The sequence below is a fragment of the Paracoccus sp. (in: a-proteobacteria) genome (assembly GCF_039808215.1).
Classification (GTDB): Bacteria; Pseudomonadota; Alphaproteobacteria; order Rhodobacterales; family Rhodobacteraceae; genus Paracoccus.
In genome coordinates, this window is record NZ_JBDHSP010000011.1 from 1 (window position 1) to 14,809 (window position 14,809).

The 14,809-nt window shown below is 67.6% G+C and carries 16 protein-coding genes; 2 read left to right on the forward strand and 14 right to left on the reverse strand.

Features of this window, described 5'->3' with window-relative positions:
- Positions 1 to 41 precede the first annotated feature (41 nt).
- On the reverse strand, positions 42 to 653 hold the full coding sequence (gene alkB, locus WMK75_RS05930) for a DNA oxidative demethylase AlkB (RefSeq protein WP_347266743.1): 612 nt from the start codon (positions 651 to 653) through the stop codon (positions 42 to 44).
- 89 nt (positions 654 to 742) lie between these two features.
- Between alkB and WMK75_RS05935 the strand changes: the two genes are divergently transcribed.
- Positions 743 to 1,360: a DsbA family protein gene (locus WMK75_RS05935; protein ID WP_347266744.1), complete on the forward strand. Its 618-nt coding sequence runs from the start codon at positions 743 to 745 to the stop codon at positions 1,358 to 1,360.
- Between the two features lie 67 nt (positions 1,361 to 1,427).
- Here WMK75_RS05935 and WMK75_RS05940 read toward each other — a convergent pair whose 3' ends face one another.
- From WMK75_RS05940 to WMK75_RS05975, 8 genes are all read right to left on the reverse strand, one after another.
- On the reverse strand, positions 1,428 to 1,763 hold the full coding sequence (locus tag WMK75_RS05940) for a hypothetical protein (RefSeq protein WP_347266745.1): 336 nt from the start codon (positions 1,761 to 1,763) through the stop codon (positions 1,428 to 1,430).
- An 81-nt stretch (positions 1,764 to 1,844) separates the two neighbouring features.
- The gene (trpB, locus tag WMK75_RS05945) at positions 1,845 to 3,077 is read right to left on the reverse strand and encodes a tryptophan synthase subunit beta (protein WP_347266746.1); all 1,233 of its coding nucleotides are present in this window, start codon (positions 3,075 to 3,077) and stop codon (positions 1,845 to 1,847) included.
- A 112-nt stretch (positions 3,078 to 3,189) separates the two neighbouring features.
- Positions 3,190 to 3,837 (reverse strand): phosphoribosylanthranilate isomerase, encoded by a 648-nt coding sequence (locus tag WMK75_RS05950; protein ID WP_347266747.1) that lies wholly within the window; start codon positions 3,835 to 3,837, stop codon positions 3,190 to 3,192.
- Positions 3,838 to 3,840: 3 nt separating this feature from the next.
- Positions 3,841 to 4,242, reverse strand: coding sequence for a LapA family protein (locus WMK75_RS05955; protein ID WP_347266748.1), 402 nt, complete (start codon positions 4,240 to 4,242; stop codon positions 3,841 to 3,843).
- 37 nt (positions 4,243 to 4,279) lie between these two features.
- Positions 4,280 to 4,567, reverse strand: coding sequence for an integration host factor subunit beta (gene ihfB, locus WMK75_RS05960; RefSeq protein WP_347266749.1), 288 nt, complete (start codon positions 4,565 to 4,567; stop codon positions 4,280 to 4,282).
- Between the two features lie 187 nt (positions 4,568 to 4,754).
- Positions 4,755 to 6,434, reverse strand: a complete 1,680-nt coding sequence (gene rpsA, locus WMK75_RS05965) for a 30S ribosomal protein S1 (protein ID WP_347266750.1) — start codon at positions 6,432 to 6,434, stop codon at positions 4,755 to 4,757.
- A 186-nt stretch (positions 6,435 to 6,620) separates the two neighbouring features.
- Positions 6,621 to 7,670 (reverse strand): nitronate monooxygenase, encoded by a 1,050-nt coding sequence (locus tag WMK75_RS05970; protein ID WP_347266751.1) that lies wholly within the window; start codon positions 7,668 to 7,670, stop codon positions 6,621 to 6,623.
- A gap of 1 nt (position 7,671) precedes the next feature.
- Positions 7,672 to 8,256 (reverse strand): d(CMP) kinase, encoded by a 585-nt coding sequence (locus tag WMK75_RS05975; protein ID WP_347266752.1) that lies wholly within the window; start codon positions 8,254 to 8,256, stop codon positions 7,672 to 7,674.
- 287 nt (positions 8,257 to 8,543) lie between these two features.
- Between WMK75_RS05975 and WMK75_RS05980 the strand changes: the two genes are divergently transcribed.
- A complete protein-coding gene (locus WMK75_RS05980; RefSeq protein WP_347266753.1) occupies positions 8,544 to 9,467 on the forward strand; it encodes a LysR family transcriptional regulator in 924 nt (307 codons plus the stop codon).
- 27 nt (positions 9,468 to 9,494) lie between these two features.
- On the opposite strand, the gene WMK75_RS05985 is transcribed toward WMK75_RS05980, so the two are convergent.
- The 5 genes from WMK75_RS05985 to WMK75_RS06005 all read right to left on the reverse strand — a co-directional run bounded on the left by WMK75_RS05985 (position 9,495) and on the right by WMK75_RS06005 (position 14,783).
- Positions 9,495 to 10,265 carry an ABC transporter ATP-binding protein gene (locus tag WMK75_RS05985; RefSeq protein ID WP_347266754.1) on the reverse strand — a complete coding sequence of 257 codons (771 nt, stop codon included), beginning with the start codon at positions 10,263 to 10,265 and terminating at the stop codon, positions 9,495 to 9,497.
- Entirely contained in the window at positions 10,262 to 11,140 is an 879-nt protein-coding gene (locus tag WMK75_RS05990; RefSeq protein ID WP_347266755.1) for an ABC transporter ATP-binding protein, read from the reverse strand. Before WMK75_RS05990 ends, WMK75_RS05985 begins: the two co-directional genes overlap by 4 nt.
- The gene (gene nikC / locus WMK75_RS05995) at positions 11,133 to 12,044 is read right to left on the reverse strand and encodes a nickel transporter permease (protein ID WP_347266756.1); all 912 of its coding nucleotides are present in this window, start codon (positions 12,042 to 12,044) and stop codon (positions 11,133 to 11,135) included. Before nikC ends, WMK75_RS05990 begins: the two co-directional genes overlap by 8 nt.
- An 11-nt stretch (positions 12,045 to 12,055) precedes the next feature.
- A complete protein-coding gene (locus tag WMK75_RS06000; protein ID WP_347266757.1) occupies positions 12,056 to 13,108 on the reverse strand; it encodes an ABC transporter permease in 1,053 nt (350 codons plus the stop codon).
- Positions 13,109 to 13,175: 67 nt separating this feature from the next.
- Complete coding sequence (locus tag WMK75_RS06005; protein WP_347266758.1) at positions 13,176 to 14,783, reverse strand: ABC transporter substrate-binding protein; 1,608 nt, start codon at positions 14,781 to 14,783, stop codon at positions 13,176 to 13,178.
- Between the last annotated feature and the right edge of the window lie 26 nt (positions 14,784 to 14,809).

Sequence of the window (14,809 nt, forward strand, 5' to 3'; positions counted from 1 at the left end):
CCCTCACGTTGTGGCAAATCCGCAATTTCGTGACAGCAATATCAATCGCTTATCAGTTTTGCTGTCGAACTTGGGAGGCCCGGGCGCAGCGGCAGGATGCCGTGCCAGTTCAGCCGCGAGGGCCCGCCCCAGACCACCACATCGCCATGCTGCAGCGGGTATTTCGCCACCCCGTCGCCGCGCGCCGCGCCGCCGAAGCGGAAGGTCGCGGGCAGGCCCAGCGACACCGAGACGATGGGCTGGGTCAGGTCCGCCTCGTCCCGGTCCTGATGCAGCCCCATGCCGGTGCCGGGATGATAGCGGTTGATCAGGCAGGCATCGGGCTGAAAACCGGCAAAACCCGCGCGCGCCGCCGCATCCTGCGCCAGACGGGCGAAGGCGGCGGGCATCCCGGGCCAGGGTCGGTCCGTCAGCGGATCGCGCGGCGTATAGCGATAGCCGCGCCGGTCGCTGACCCAGCCAAGCGCGCCGCAATTCGTCATCTCGACCCCGATCAGCCGCCCGCCCGGGGTCGCCATGCGCCGGAACGGCGCCGCCGCGGCAATGCCGGCGATCGCGGCGGCAAGCTGCGGGTCAAGGGCGAAGCCGCGCAGGATCAGCGCGCCCTTGGCTATGGGCTCGTCCGGTCCGGTGCCGAACAATTCGCTCTGCATGATCTTTCCCCACGCAAATGTCATGGCCCGGCGCTTGACCGCGGCGGCGCGCAATGGCTTTCAGATGGGAACGGATCCCGGAGAATTCCATGCGCCCTGTCCTTGCCCTGCTTGCCGCCGCGCTGATCGGCGCCCTGCCGATACTGCCCGCGCCGGCGCGCGCCAGCGATCCCGCCGAGGTGGCGGCGATCAAGCGCGCGGTTTTCGACGCGCCAGACCTGCCGGTGATGGGCCATGCGCAAGGCGATGCGGTGCTGGTCGAGTTCTCGGACTACAATTGCGGTTTCTGCCGCAAGACCGCACCCGAGGTGACGGCGCTGATCGAATCCGACCCGGCGCTGAAGGTGGTGGTGCATGAGATCCCGATCTTTGGCGAAGGCTCGCGCGAGGCGGCGAAGGTGGCGCTGGCGGTGCGCAACCAGGGCCGCTACCCGGAATTCCACCGCAAGATGATGGCCATGCGCGGCAAGGCGGCCAAGGCCTCGGCGCTGCGGGTTGCGCGTGAGATGGGCCTCGACATGGCGCGGATCGAACGCGACATGGAATCTCCGGAGATCACCGCAAGGATCGAGACCTCGCTGGCGCTTGCCGATGACATCGGCCTGGTCGGCACCCCCAGCTTTGTCGCCGGCGACCGGGCGATCTTTGGCTATCTGAGTCGCGCCGATCTGGCGGAACTGGTGACCGAGGCGCGCGGCCGGCCCTGACGCCCGTATGACAGGGCCGGCGCCCTGCGGTGCCGGCCCCTGGCGCGCGCTGCCGCGCCCGCGCAGATCAGTCCTTCGGCGACACCTCGGGCGCCTTGCCCAGATTCATGAAGGCGACATGCGCATCCACCGAGGGCGAGTCGCCGTTGAAGGTCACAAGATTGCCGGTCGCGGCGTCATAGACCAGTTCCGCGCCCTTGCCATCGAGCGTGCCCACGACATTGATCTTGTCGCCGGCATGGGTGACGACGACATCCGTCATGCCGGCCTGGGTCAGCTGCTCGACGATGGCCTCATCCGCCATCGGTGCGGCGGCTTGCGCCATTCCGGCGCCGGCAAGCACCAGGGCCAGCGCCCCGGTCCTGACGACGATTCCGGCCGATCTGAAAGCTCTGCTCAGCATGGCTGCCTCCATCTGCTGCAACAGGGCATAAACCCCCGGCCCGGCCGGGGGTTTCCGCAGGCACGGGGATGTGAAACCGGATCAGGTCTGGATCTCGGTTCCGAGATGTTTGGCCACGGTGAAGATGTCCTTGTCGCCGCGCCCCGAGAGGTTCACCACCATGATGTGGTCCCTGGGCAGGTCCGGGGCGATCTTGATGACATGGGCCAGCGCGTGGCTGGGCTCCAGCGCCGGGATGATGCCCTCGAGCCGGCAGAGCGTCTGGAAGGCCGCCAGCGCCTCGTCATCGGTGACGCTGACATATTCCGCGCGCCCTTGCTCCTTGAGCCAGGCGTGTTCCGGTCCGATGCCGGGATAGTCCAGCCCCGCGCTGATCGAATGCCCCTCCAGGATCTGGCCCTCGGCGTCCTGCAAAAGATAGGTGCGGTTGCCGTGCAGCACACCCGGACGGCCGCCGGTCAGGCTGGCGCAATGCTGCATGCGTTCATCGACGCCCAGGCCGCCGGCCTCGACGCCGATGATGCGCACCGAAGCGTCGTCGAGGAAGGGATGGAACAGGCCCATGGCGTTCGAGCCGCCGCCGATCGCCGCGATCACGCTGTCGGGCAGGCGACCCTCGCCCTCCTGCTCGGCCAGTTGCCGGCGGGTCTCGCGGCCGATGATGCATTGAAAATCGCGCACCATGGCCGGATAGGGATGCGGGCCGGCGACCGTGCCGATGCAATAGAAGGTGTCGCGCACATTGGTCACCCAGTCGCGCAGCGCGTCGTTCATCGCATCCTTGAGCGTGCCGCGTCCCGAGGTCACCGGCACCACCTCGGCGCCCAAGAGCCGCATGCGAAACACGTTCGGGGCCTGGCGTTCCACGTCATGGGCGCCCATGTAGACCACGCATTTCAACCCGAAGCGGGCGCAGACGGTGGCGGTTGCCACGCCATGCTGGCCGGCGCCGGTCTCGGCGATGATGCGGCTCTTGCCCATGCGGCGCGCCAGCAGGATCTGGCCCAGCACGTTGTTGATCTTGTGGCTGCCGGTGTGGTTCAGTTCCTCGCGCTTGAGGTAGATCCTTGCGCCGCCCAGTTCCTCGGTCAGGCGCGGGGCGAAATACAGCGGGCTGGGCCGGCCGACGTAATGGCGCCAGAGATCGTCCATTTCCGCCCAGAAATCCGGGTCGTCCTTGGCGCGGCCGTATTCGGCCTCGAGGTCGAGGATCAGCGGCATCAGGGTTTCGCTGACGAAACGGCCGCCGAAGATGCCGAAGCGGCCCTGTTCGTCCGGGCCGGTCATGAAGCTGTTGATGAGGTCTTCGGCCATGGCTCTCCTCCGGGTGCGGTTCTGGCGGGTATCTGGAAATGCAAGGACCCCGTCAGGGGGATTTCTTACAGGCGATGGGCATGGGGGTAAAGCCGGGCAGGCGCGGCACGCTCTAGAGGATCGGCGCCGTGGCGCGGGCGATGAAGCGGCGGATGCGCTCGGGGTCCTTGCTGCCCGGCGCGCTTTCCACCCCCGACGAGACATCGACCCCCGGGGCGCGCGTCAGCCGGATCGCCTCATGCACATTTTCCGGGGTCAGCCCGCCGGCAAGCAGCCAGGGCTTGATGATCTGGCGCCCGACCAGCAGCCGCCAGTCAAAGGCCAGGCCGTTGCCGCCGGGCAGCGCCGCGTCCGGGGCCGGTTTGGCGTCGATCAGCAGCATGTCGGCGACCAGGCCGTAATCCCACAGCGCCCCCAGGTCCTGCGGCTGGGCCACACCCACAGCCTTCATCACCGGCAGGCCGGTGCGCGCCTTGACCTCGGCCACGCGGGCCGGGCTTTCGCTGCCGTGCAACTGGATCAGGTCAAGCGGCACCGTGGCCAGCACCGCGTCCAGCGCCGCATCGTCGGGATCGACGAACAGGCCGGTCCGGGCCACGCCGGCGGGCACCTCGGCCGCCAGCGCCGCCGCTGTGGCCGGCGCCACATGCCGGGGGGATTTCGCGAAAAAGACGAAGCCGAGGTAGCGCGCCCCGGCATCGACGGCCGCGGCCAGGCCCAGCGGCTCGGTCAGGCCGCAGATCTTGACGGAAACCGGCATCGTCTAGCGTTTTGCGGGCAGGTTTGTCGTGCCGGAGGCGGTCTCGGGTTTCCTGGCCTTGGCCTCGTCGAGGATGGCCAGCACCTCGTCTTGCGGGGCGGCATGGGTGCGGCGCAGATCGCCCACCTCGCGCTGCAGCACCTGCAGCTCATGCGCGCGGCGACCGGATTCGGCGCGCAGCCGCGATTCCCGCAGCCATTCCCAGATCAGCCCCACGAGCATGCCAAAGACCATGGCCAGGAACAGTGCCATGAAGGCCGGCATGGTCATCGACCACTGGCCGCCGGCAAAGGGCGCCATGCCTTCCGGCAGCAGGTTGACGGTCACCATCTCGCGGTTAGCCGAGGCCAACAGAATCAGAATGGCCGCCAGAATGGCAATGAACAACACCCGGATCGCACGCATTCCCTACCCCGCCTGGATTTGCTGTCGGCAATCTGGCCTATTCGGCGGCGCCGTTCAACCGTTCGCGCAACAGTTTTCCGGTCTTGAAGAAGGGAACGTGCTTTTCGTCCACGCTGACGGTTTCGCCGGTGCGCGGGTTGCGGCCCTGGCGGGCATCGCGCTTCTTGACCGAGAAGGCGCCGAAGCCGCGCAGCTCGACCCGGTCGCCGCGGGCCATCGCCTCGATGATCTCCTCGAAGACGGTGTTCACGATCCGCTCGACGTCGCGCTGGAACAGGTGCGGATTGTCTTCGGCGATCTTCTGGATCAGTTCGGATCGGATCATTGCGTTTCCTGAATCTGATGGGTCAACGTCCGCTCCCGCTGCCCGGCGCCGGGCAAGAAAGCGTCACACGCCGCACCGGCAGCCGGGTTGCCGTGTTTATCAACAGTTTACCTTCCAAAGGCCGGAATCCGCAATGAAAAAACGCCCCCGGAAATCCGGGGGCGCAATTCTGCCAATCCGCGGCGGATCAGCCCTTGTTCTTCAGCGCGGCGCCCAGGATGTCGCCCAGCGAGGCACCCGAATCCGAGCTGCCATATTGTTCGACGGCTTCCTTTTCCTCGGCGATCTCGCGAGCCTTGATCGACAGGCCCAGACGGCGGGTCTTGGTGTCGATGTTGGTGACGCGGACATCGACATGGTCGCCGGTCTGGAAGCGCTCGGGGCGCTGGTCCTGACGGTCGCGGGCCAGGTCCGAACGGCGGATGAAGGACTTCATGCCGTTGTATTCGACCTCGATGCCGCCATCCTCGATCGCCGTCACGGTGACGGTGATGACCGAGCCGCGCTTGACGCCTTCGACCGCCTCGGCCATGGCGTCGTTTTCCAGCGCCTTGATCGAGAGCGAGATGCGCTCCTTGTCGGTGTCGACCTCCTGGACCACGGCTTTCACCACGTCGCCCTTGCGGAAGTCCTGGATGGCCTCCTCGCCGCGGGTATCCCACGAGATGTCCGACAGGTGCACCATGCCGTCGATGTCGCCCTCGAGGCCGACGAACAGACCGAATTCGGTGATGTTCTTGACTTCGCCCTCGATGACGGTGCCGACCGGGTGGGTTTCGGCAAAGACTTCCCACGGGTTGCGCATGGTCTGCTTGAGACCCAGCGACACCCGGCGCTTCTGCTCGTCGATCTCCAGCACCATCACGTCAACCTCCTGCGAGGTCGAGACGATCTTGCCGGGGTGGACGTTCTTCTTGGTCCAGGACATTTCCGAGACGTGGACCAGACCCTCGACACCGGCCTCCAGTTCGACGAAGGCGCCGTAATCGGTGATGTTGGTCACGCGGCCGGCATGAACCGAGCCGATCGGGAACTTGTTGCCCACGGTATCCCACGGATCGGCCTGCAGCTGTTTCATGCCCAGGCTGATGCGGTGGGTGTCCTTGTTGATCTTGACGACCTGGACCTTGACGGTCTCGCCGATCGACAGGATCTCGGACGGGTGGTTGACGCGGCGCCAGGCCATGTCGGTGACGTGCAGCAGGCCGTCAACGCCGCCCAGGTCAACGAAGGCACCGTATTCGGTGATGTTCTTGACCACGCCCTCGACGGTCTGGCCCTCGGTCAGGTTGGCGATGACCTCGGCGCGCTGTTCGGCGCGGCTTTCTTCCAGGATGGCGCGGCGCGAGACGACGATGTTGCCGCGGCGGCGGTCCATCTTCAGGATCTGGAATGGCTGCTTGAGACCCATCAGCGGGCCTGCATCGCGCACCGGGCGCACATCGACCTGGCTGCCCGGCAGGAAGGCAACAGCGCCGCCCAGATCGACGGTGAAGCCGCCCTTGACGCGGCCAAAGATGGCGCCTTCGACGCGCTCTTCGGCGGCATAGGCTTTTTCCAGACGGTCCCAAGCTTCCTCGCGGCGGGCCTTCTCGCGCGAGATGCTGGCCTCGCCGCGGGCGTTCTCGACGCGGTCGAGATAGACCTCGACCTCATCGCCGACGGCGATCGACGGGGCCTCGCCGGGATTTGCGAATTCCTTCAGATCGACGCGGCCTTCCATCTTGTAGCCGACATCGATGATGGCCTGGCCCGCCTCGATGGCGATGACCTTGCCCTTGACCACCGAGCCCTCGTCGGGCGTGTCGATGGCGAGGCTTTCGTTCAGGAGGGCCTCGAATTCCTCCATGGTCGCTTTAGCGCACATATAAATCCAGTTTCCTTTGCATGGTTTTCTGGCCTTGCGGTTGGCTCCGCCGGTCTTTTTGTAGCCACCGGGATAAAGGCACAGGGCCGCGGCATGGGCCCGACCCTGTGATGAAGCGGCCTGTTCTGGCCCCGTCGCTTGTCCCGACGCGCGCGATATAGCCCGCATCCGCCCGTCTGGCAAGCGTCAGGCGCCCTGCCCCCGCCCCTGCCGGGCGATTTCCTCGGACAGCAGCGCCACCAGCCGCGCGGCCGGCATGAAACGCGCCCGGGCGGCGCCGGTGCCGGCCCAGTGCGGGGCGAAATCCGCCCCCTGCGCCAGCGCGTGCAGCTGTTTGCTGGCGTCATAGGGGATGGGATAATCGGGCAGCGCGGGCGCCTCGGGGCGGTGCGCCAGCGCGATCAGGCGGTTTTCCAGCGCCCGTGCCGGTCGGCCCGAGATCGCCCGTGTCATCACCGTGCGCCCCTCGGCCAGGCGCGAGCGGTAAAGCGCGCTGGCAGCGGATTCCGGGCAGGCGACAAAGGCCGTGCCCATCTGCACCGCCTGCGCCCCCGCCTGCAACTGCCGCGCCGCGTCGCGCCCGTCCATGATGCCGCCCGCCGCCACCAGCGGCAGGCCGATGTCCTTCAGCGCCGCGACCAGATCCAGCGTCGGCAGGCAGCCGTCCGCGGCCTCGGGGTCGAAGATGCCGCGGTGCCCCCCAGCCTCGAACCCCTGGGCCACGATGGCGTCCAGCCCGGCGGCGCGGATCGCTTCGGCCTCGGCGCGCGAGGTGGCGGTGGCGGCCAGCAGCGCGCCGCTTGCGCGCAGCGCCGCGATACGCTCGGGCTGCGGCAGGCCGAAGTGAAAGCTGATCAGCGCCGGCCGCGCCGCCAGCACCACGCGCAGCATCTCGTCGTCGATCAGGAAGCTGCGGTTGACCTCATGCAGCCGCGCCGGCGGCTCGGCGCCAAGACGGCGGAACTCCGGGGCGAGGAAGTCAAGCCAGCCCGCCTCGCGCCGCGCATCCGCCTGCGGCGGGCGGTGGCAGAACAGGTTGACGCCGTAGCGGTTCGATCCGAGCCGCGCCTGCGTCTCGGCCAGCATCTCGGCCGCCTTCGCCGCCGGTGACGATCCCAGCCCCAGCGAGCCCAGCCCGCCGGCGCGGCTGACCTCGGCCGCCAGAGCGGGCGTGGCGATGCCGGCCATCGGCGCCTGGATCACCGGAACCGCCAGATCGGTCAATGCAAGGGTCATCTCATGCTCCTGCCCTGGTGGCGCAGGCGATGGCCAGCGCCACCGCCTCGTCAATGGTCATCTCGCTGGTGTCAAGCAGCAGCGCGTCCCCGGCCGGGCGCATCGGTGCCACGTCGCGCGCCGCGTCGCGCGCATCGCGCTCGCGCAGTTCGCGCAGCATCTGCGCCTCGTCCGCGCCCAGTTCCAGCGCCCGCCGGCGGGCGCGCACCGTGTCGCTGGCGGTGACGTAAAGCTTTACCTCCGCCTCGGGGCAGATCACCGTGCCGATGTCGCGCCCGTCCAGCACCGCGCCCGGCTCGCCGCGGGCAAAGCGGCGCTGGAAATCCACGAGCGCGGCGCGCACCTCGGGGATGACGGCCACGCGGCTGGCGGCCTGGCCGGCCTCGGCGCTGCGCAGATCGTCGCGCCCCAGATCCGCGGCAGCCAGCGCGCGGGCGGCTGCGACCGGGTCCCCGCCCATGGCGCCCACCGCCCGGTAAAGCAGCCCGGTATCCAGATGGGCAAAGCCGAAATGCCGCGCAAGCGCGCGCGCGATCGTGCCCTTGCCCGAGGCCGCGGGCCCGTCGATGGCGATGGTGAAAGGCATCTCTCCCCCGTTCTGCCCGGCATGGCAGCCCGGGCGCCAGATCGCGGCCGCCGGACGGGTCCGGCCATGGGCCGTGATCGCGTGGGGCCGTGATCGCTTGGCTACCTTCCTGCCGCAACTCCGCGAACGCCGTCAAGGGCTTGCGCAAGGTTTCGCGGAACCGGCCCCGGTGGCGCCATTGTCATGCGCGACAAGGTTGCGCATTGACCGCGAGCGCCTCAGGGGCCATCTGTGAGGGATGGGGGCGGGTGCGGCCAGCCGCCCGGACGGCGGCAATGGGTGCGCCCGTGATCGATACGGACCTGTTCAACGACTTTCTGAGCCTGGCGCAAAGCCGGAACTTTTCCACGACGGCGCGGGCGCGCGGCATGTCGCAATCGACGCTGTCGCGCCGCATCGCCCAGCTTGAGACCTTTGTCGGCGCGCCGCTGTTCGACCGCGCCATCCACCCCGTCGCCCTGACCGAGACCGGCGAGAACCTGCTGCCGCTGGCCCAGGACGTGCTGGAGCAGATGCAGCGCATCCATGCCCTCGGCCACCCCGAAAGCCAGCGCCGCAACGAGCAATGCACCCTGATCTCGCTCAGCTCGCTGGCGATGAATTTTTTCCCCGGCTGGCTGTCGCAGCAGCAGCAGGACGAACACTGGCGGGTGAACCTGCTGAACACCGAGCCGGTCTTCGCCGCGAACCTGCGGCTGTTCCTGCACGGGCATGCGGATTTCCTGCTGACCTTCGGCAGCGAGAATGTGGCCGACCTGCATGCGCTGCGCCACCACCGCTATGTCGTGCTGGGCATGGACACCGCCTATCCGGTCTCGGCGCCTGACGACAGCGGTCGCCCGCGCTGGCTGTTGCAGGGGCCGGGTCCGGTGAACTATTGCGCCTACAGCAAGGGCAGCTTCATGCAGCAGGCGCTGGCGGAATTGATGGCCGAGGTCGGGCCCTGGCTGCACAAGGTGCGCGAAAACTCCATGGCGGCGGTGCTTTATTCCATGGTGCGGCAGGGGCATGGCATGAGCTGGCTGCCGGGCATCCAGATCGGGCCCGACCTGCAGGACGGCACGCTGGTGCTGGCGGGCGGGCCGCAGCACAGCGTCAACATCGAGATCCGGCTCTATCGCTCGCACAACATGGGCCGATATGCGCAGCGCTTCTGGTCAAGCGTCAGCGCCAGCCACCAGGTCCGGCGCCGGGCGCTGCCCTCGGGCTAGGGCCGCGGGCGCGGCCCCGGCCGCGATCTAGCCCTCCAGCGCTGCGGCAAAGCTTGCGCTCGCCTCGAGGAACTCGCGGGTGTATTCCTCGCGCGCGCGGCCCTGGCGCACGTCGGCGGCGGTCATCTCCTCGATGATGCGGCCGTGCTGCATCATGCCGATGCGCTGGCAGACATGGGCGATCACCGCCATGTCATGCGAGACCAGCAGATAGGTCAGCCCGCGTTCGCGCTGCACCTGCCGCAGCAGGTTCAGGATCTCGGCCTGCACCGAGACATCCAGCGCCGAGGTCGGCTCATCCAGCAGCAGCACCTCGGGCTCCATGATCAACGCCCGCGCGATGGCGACGCGCTGGCGCTGGCCGCCCGACAATTCGTGCGGATAGCGATAGCGAAAGGCCGGCCCCAGCCCGACCTGGGTCAGCACCGCGTCGATGCGCTCGCTCGGGCGGTCGAACCCGTGGATCTGCAAGGGCTCGCGCAGCACCTTCTCGACGATCTTGCGCGGATGCAGGCTGGCATAGGGGTCCTGGAACACCATCTGCACCCGGCGCAGGAAATTCGCCCCGCGCCGGCGCGGATCCTGCACCTCGCCGTCCAGCAGCACCTGGCCTTGATAATCGGGGTTCAGCCCGGCGATGGCGCGCAGCACCGTGGACTTGCCGCAGCCGGATTCGCCGATCAGCCCGTAGCAGGCCCCCGGCTCGATGCCGAAGGCCACGTTCTTGACGACGCGGTGGCGCGTCTCGTCTTCGCCAAAAGCGATGTCGAGGTCGCGGGTCTCGATCAGATAGCTCATTTCACCCCCTCGGGACGGAAGACGGGACCATCCAGCCAGCTGTCCTCGCGCTGCGGCACGCGCAGGACCTCGGTTTCGCGGTCAAGGCGCGGCAGGCTGTCCAGAAGCGCGCGCGTATAGGGATGGCGGGCGTTGCGCAGGTCCTTCGCCGCGATCTCCTCAAGCACGCGGCCGGCATACATGACCAGGATGCGGTCGCAAAAGCTGGCCACCAGGTTCAGGTCGTGGCTGATCAGGATCAGCCCGGTGCCGCGCGCCTCGACCAGTTCGTCCAGCACCGACAGCACCTGCCGGCGCACGGTCACGTCCAGGGCCGAGGTCGGCTCGTCGGCGATGATGATGTCGGGCTCGGGGATCAGCATCATCGCGATCATGATGCGCTGGCCCATGCCGCCCGAGACCTCGTGCGGGTATAGGCCAAAGACGCGCTCGGGGTCGCGGATATGCACCGATTCCAGCATCTCGATGGCGCGCTTGCGGGCCGTGGCGCGGTCCGCCCGGTGGTGGACCTGGAAGGCCTCGACGATCTGCTCGCCCACATGCATCAAGGGGTTGAGCGAGAATTTCGGGTCCTGCAGGATCATCGAGATCTTCTGGCCGCGGATCTCGCGCATGCGCTTTTCGCTGGCGCCCAGCAGATCCTCGCCGCGGAAGGCCATGCGGTCGGCGCTGATCGTGGCCGAGCGCGGCGTCAGCTTCAGCAGCGCCCGCCCGGTCTGCGACTTGCCCGAGCCGGATTCGCCGACGATGCCCAGCTTTTCGCGGCCGACGCTGAAGGACACGCCGCGCACCGCGTCGCGTCCGGTGCGGTTGCCGCCAAAGCGGATGCGCAGGTTCTCGACCTCAAGCAGAGGCGTGGTCATGGTCTCAGTCATGGCGCGGATCCAGAACATCGCGCAGGCCATCGCCCGCAAGGTTGACGGCAAGGCTGGTCAGCAGGATGGCAAGACCGGGGATGGTCGCGGCCCACCAGGCGTTCATCATGAATTCGCGGCCGGTGGACAGCATCGCGCCCCATTCCGGGCTGGGCGGCTGCGCGCCAAGACCCAGAAAGCCCAGGCCCGCGGCGGTCAGGATCACGATGGCCAGGTTCAGTGTCAGGCGCACCACCACCGAGGGCAGGCACATCGGGACCACGTCGGACCAGATGATGCGCAGATGCGACGCGCCCTGCATGCGCATGGCCGAGACATAGTCCGACTTGCGGATGCTCAGCGTCTCGGCGCGGGCCAGCCGCGCGATCGGCGGCCAGGCCGAGAGCGACAGCGCGATGACCGCGTTCTCGATCCCCGGCCCCAGCGCGGTGACGAAGGCCAGCGCCAGGATCAGCGACGGGAAGGCCAGGAACACGTCGACGACGCGCATCAGCACCAGATCCAGCCAGCCGCCGAAATAGCCCGAGACGGTGCCGACGATCAGCCCCACCGGGCCGACGATCACCGCCGTCAGCGCGGCGATGTAAAGCGTGATGCGCGCCCCATACATCAGCCGCGAAAGGACATCGCGGCCCAACTCGTCCGTGCCGAACCAATGCGCGGCCGAGGGCGGCTGCAGGCGCATCTGCAGCGATTGCGCAAAGGGATCGTGCGGCGCGATCAGCGGCGCCAGCAGCGCCACGATGACCAGCGCCAGCAAAAAGACGGCGCCGGCCAGCGCCGTGCGGTTGGCGGCAAAGCGCTTCAGCCCGAACACGGCCTGCTGCGCCCGCGCCTGCGCCGCCGATTGCGGGATCGGCGCCGAGAGCCAGCCGGTGCGGATTTCGGTCGTTTGGTCAGACATCCGGGCCCCTCTCAGCGGGTTCTGGGATCGAGGACGCGATAGAGCACGTCGCAGATCAGGTTGATGGTGACAAAGATGATGCCGACCAGCAGCGTGCATCCGACCACGGCGTTCATGTCGCCCGACATCAGCGCAGTGGTCAGGTAGCGGCCGAATCCCGGCCAGGCAAAGACCGTTTCGGTCAGCACCGCACCCTCCAGCAGAAAGGCATAGGCCAGCGCCACCACGGTCAGCACCTGCACCGCGATATTGCGGAAGGCATGGCGCCAGACGGTGCGGCCCCAGCTGAGCCCCTTGACGCGGGCGGTGATGATGTATTCCTGCGACAGCTGCGCGGCCATGAAGCTGCGCGTCATGCGGCTGATATAGGTCATGGCGCCAAAGGCCAGGATCGCGGCCGGCAGCACGATATGCGAGACGGCATTGCCGAATGCCGCCAGATTGCCGGCCAGCAGCGTGTCGATCAGCAGGAATCCGGTGCGCGGCTCGATGGCATATTCATAGATGAAGTCGATGCGCCCCGGACCGCCGACCCAGCCAAGCCCGGCATAGAAGATCATCAGCCCCATCAACCCCAGCCAGAAGTTGGGCGCAGAATAGCCGATCAGGCAGACGGTGCGCACCGTGTGGTCGATCCAGCTGTTGGCATACATGGCCGAGATCACCCCCAGCGGCACGCCGAGCCCGGTGCCGATGACCATGGCGACCGTGGCCAGTTCGACCGTGGCGGGAAAGACGCGGGCGATGTCCTCGGTCACCGGCCGGCCCGAGGTCAGCGCGTCGCCCAGGTTGAAGGTGACGGCGTTCTTGAGATAGGTCCAGAACTGCACATACAGCGGCTGGTCAAGGCCGAGCGCGGCATAGACGCGGTCATAGGCCTCTTGCGGCGCGTTCTCGCCGACGATCTTGATCACCGGGTCCAGCGGCAGCAGCCGGCCGATGAAGAAGGTCAGCGCCAGCAGCCCCAGCAGCGTCACCGCCACCGACACCACCAGCACCATCGCCTGCCGCAACTGCCGCTTGCGGCGGGGCGTCCACAGTCTTGTCTGCGTAGCCGTGTTCATGGGCGCGCTCCTGCGTTTGCGGGGGCCGGGCGCGGATCGCGCGCCCGGCCGGGATGGCGGATGGCCGTCACTTGGACGCCTTGTTGTAGAAGCTGCGGAAGCCGTTGAAGGTCCAGTTCTTGATTTCCTTGCGATGCGCAACGTTCAGCAGCGACTGATAGATGAAGACCTGCGGCCCCTCCTGCATCTGGTCGAGCTGGATCTGGTGATACAGCGCCTCGCGCTTGGCGGGGTCGGTTTCCAGCAGCGCGTCCATCACGCGCTTGTTGAAATCCTCGGAAAAATAGGCCGAGCGCCAGCTGGGCAGCTGCGTCAGCTTGGCCTCGAGCCGGTTGTCGGGGTTGTAGATCTGGCGCGAGGCCATGCCATGGGCATCCGCCACCGTGGTCTGCCAGCCCATCACCGCCATCTGGAATTCGCGCGCCCGCACCTTGGAGAACAGCTGCGCGCTGGCCATGCGCTCGACCGAGACATCAAGCCCGGCCTTGGCCGCGTTTTCCTGGAAATGCTGGGCGATGGGCATGGCGGTGGCGCCGGTGCCGACCACCAGCTGGATCTTGGTGCCCGGGGCCACGCCGGCCTCGGCCAGAAGCGCCTTGGCCTTTTCGATGTCCAGCTTGAAGGGCCGGCCCGCGGCCTCGTCCAGGGCCCCGAAGGCGCCCATCTGGATCGGGCTTTGCCGGATGACGCCGACACCCTTCAGGAAGGTCTCTGCCATGGCGTCGTAATCCAGCAGATAGCGCAGCGCCAGGCGCGCCTTGGGATTGGCGAAGGGGCCGTATTCGTTGTTCAGCGCCAGATAGGTCAGCTGCGGGCGCAGCGTGGTTGCCACCGCAAGCTCGGGGTTGTTCCTGACCGCGGCGAAATCCTCGGGCGTCAGGTCGCGCGCCACGTCGATGTCGCCGCTTTCCAGCATCAGGCGCTGCGTCGCCGCCTCGGCGACATGGCGCACGAGGATGGTCTTGAAGGCCGGCTTCTCGCCCCAGTAGTCGTCGTTGCGCTCCATCAGCACGACCTCGCCGGGGTTCCAGCGCACCAGCTTGTAGGGGCCGACGCATTCGGTATGGGTGCCCAGATACTTGTTGCCCATGTCGCCGTCGACCTCATTGGCCATCAGCGTCTTTTCGTCCAGCATCACCGAGATCGGATAGGCGGCGATCGCCTGCAGGACCAGCGAGGTCGGATAGGGCTTGTCAAAGGCCAGGACCAGCGTGCTGTCGTCGGGCGCGGTGATCGTCTGGTCGACGTTTTCCTTTGTAAAGCCGTATTCGTTCAGCGCCGCCGCGGCACCCAGGCCCAGCTTGACCACCCGCTGCATCGACCAGGCCAGGTCCCTGGCCGTGGCGGGGTTGCCCGAGGGGAAGGTCATGCCCGGGCGGATCTTGAAGGTGATGGTCTTGCCGTCGGCCGAGACCTCGTGGCTTTCGGCCAGGCCTGGCAGCAGCTTGCTGTCGTCAGCGGGGTCGTATTCCATCAGCCGGTCGCACATGTTGGCCAGCAGGTCGATGGTCACCACCTCGCCGACCTGGGCCGGGTCGAAGGTCGAGATCGCGTCGATGTTCCACGCCACCACCATGGCGTCGGTGGGCGTGGCCGCGCCGGCCGGCAGCGCGCCCAGCATGGCCGTGGCCGCCAGCGTCGAGAGCGACGCGAAAAGTCTGGTCCTGATGTTCATCTCTGGTCTCCGTGTTGGTCTGGTTC

What these genes read in the sequence shown, in the direction of transcription:
- WMK75_RS05935 (WP_347266744.1), top strand. Translation starts at nt 743, where the DNA reads ATGCGCCCTGTCCTTGCCCTGCTTGCCGCCGCGCTGATCGGCGCCCTG.
- WMK75_RS05940 (WP_347266745.1), bottom strand. Translation starts at nt 1,763, where the DNA reads ATGCTGAGCAGAGCTTTCAGATCGGCCGGAATCGTCGTCAGGACCGGG.
- rpsA (WP_347266750.1), bottom strand. Translation starts at nt 6,434, where the DNA reads ATGTGCGCTAAAGCGACCATGGAGGAATTCGAGGCCCTCCTGAACGAA.
- WMK75_RS05950 (WP_347266747.1), bottom strand. Translation starts at nt 3,837, where the DNA reads ATGCCGGTTTCCGTCAAGATCTGCGGCCTGACCGAGCCGCTGGGCCTG.
- WMK75_RS05970 (WP_347266751.1), bottom strand. Translation starts at nt 7,670, where the DNA reads ATGACCCTTGCATTGACCGATCTGGCGGTTCCGGTGATCCAGGCGCCG.
- WMK75_RS05975 (WP_347266752.1), bottom strand. Translation starts at nt 8,256, where the DNA reads ATGCCTTTCACCATCGCCATCGACGGGCCCGCGGCCTCGGGCAAGGGC.
- WMK75_RS06000 (WP_347266757.1), bottom strand. Translation starts at nt 13,108, where the DNA reads ATGAACACGGCTACGCAGACAAGACTGTGGACGCCCCGCCGCAAGCGG.
- ihfB (WP_347266749.1), bottom strand. Translation starts at nt 4,567, where the DNA reads ATGATCCGATCCGAACTGATCCAGAAGATCGCCGAAGACAATCCGCAC.
- WMK75_RS05955 (WP_347266748.1), bottom strand. Translation starts at nt 4,242, where the DNA reads ATGCGTGCGATCCGGGTGTTGTTCATTGCCATTCTGGCGGCCATTCTG.
- trpB (WP_347266746.1), bottom strand. Translation starts at nt 3,077, where the DNA reads ATGGCCGAAGACCTCATCAACAGCTTCATGACCGGCCCGGACGAACAG.
- WMK75_RS05985 (WP_347266754.1), bottom strand. Translation starts at nt 10,265, where the DNA reads ATGAGCTATCTGATCGAGACCCGCGACCTCGACATCGCTTTTGGCGAA.
- WMK75_RS06005 (WP_347266758.1), bottom strand. Translation starts at nt 14,783, where the DNA reads ATGAACATCAGGACCAGACTTTTCGCGTCGCTCTCGACGCTGGCGGCC.
- alkB (WP_347266743.1), bottom strand. Translation starts at nt 653, where the DNA reads ATGCAGAGCGAATTGTTCGGCACCGGACCGGACGAGCCCATAGCCAAG.
- nikC (WP_347266756.1), bottom strand. Translation starts at nt 12,044, where the DNA reads ATGTCTGACCAAACGACCGAAATCCGCACCGGCTGGCTCTCGGCGCCG.
- WMK75_RS05990 (WP_347266755.1), bottom strand. Translation starts at nt 11,140, where the DNA reads ATGACTGAGACCATGACCACGCCTCTGCTTGAGGTCGAGAACCTGCGC.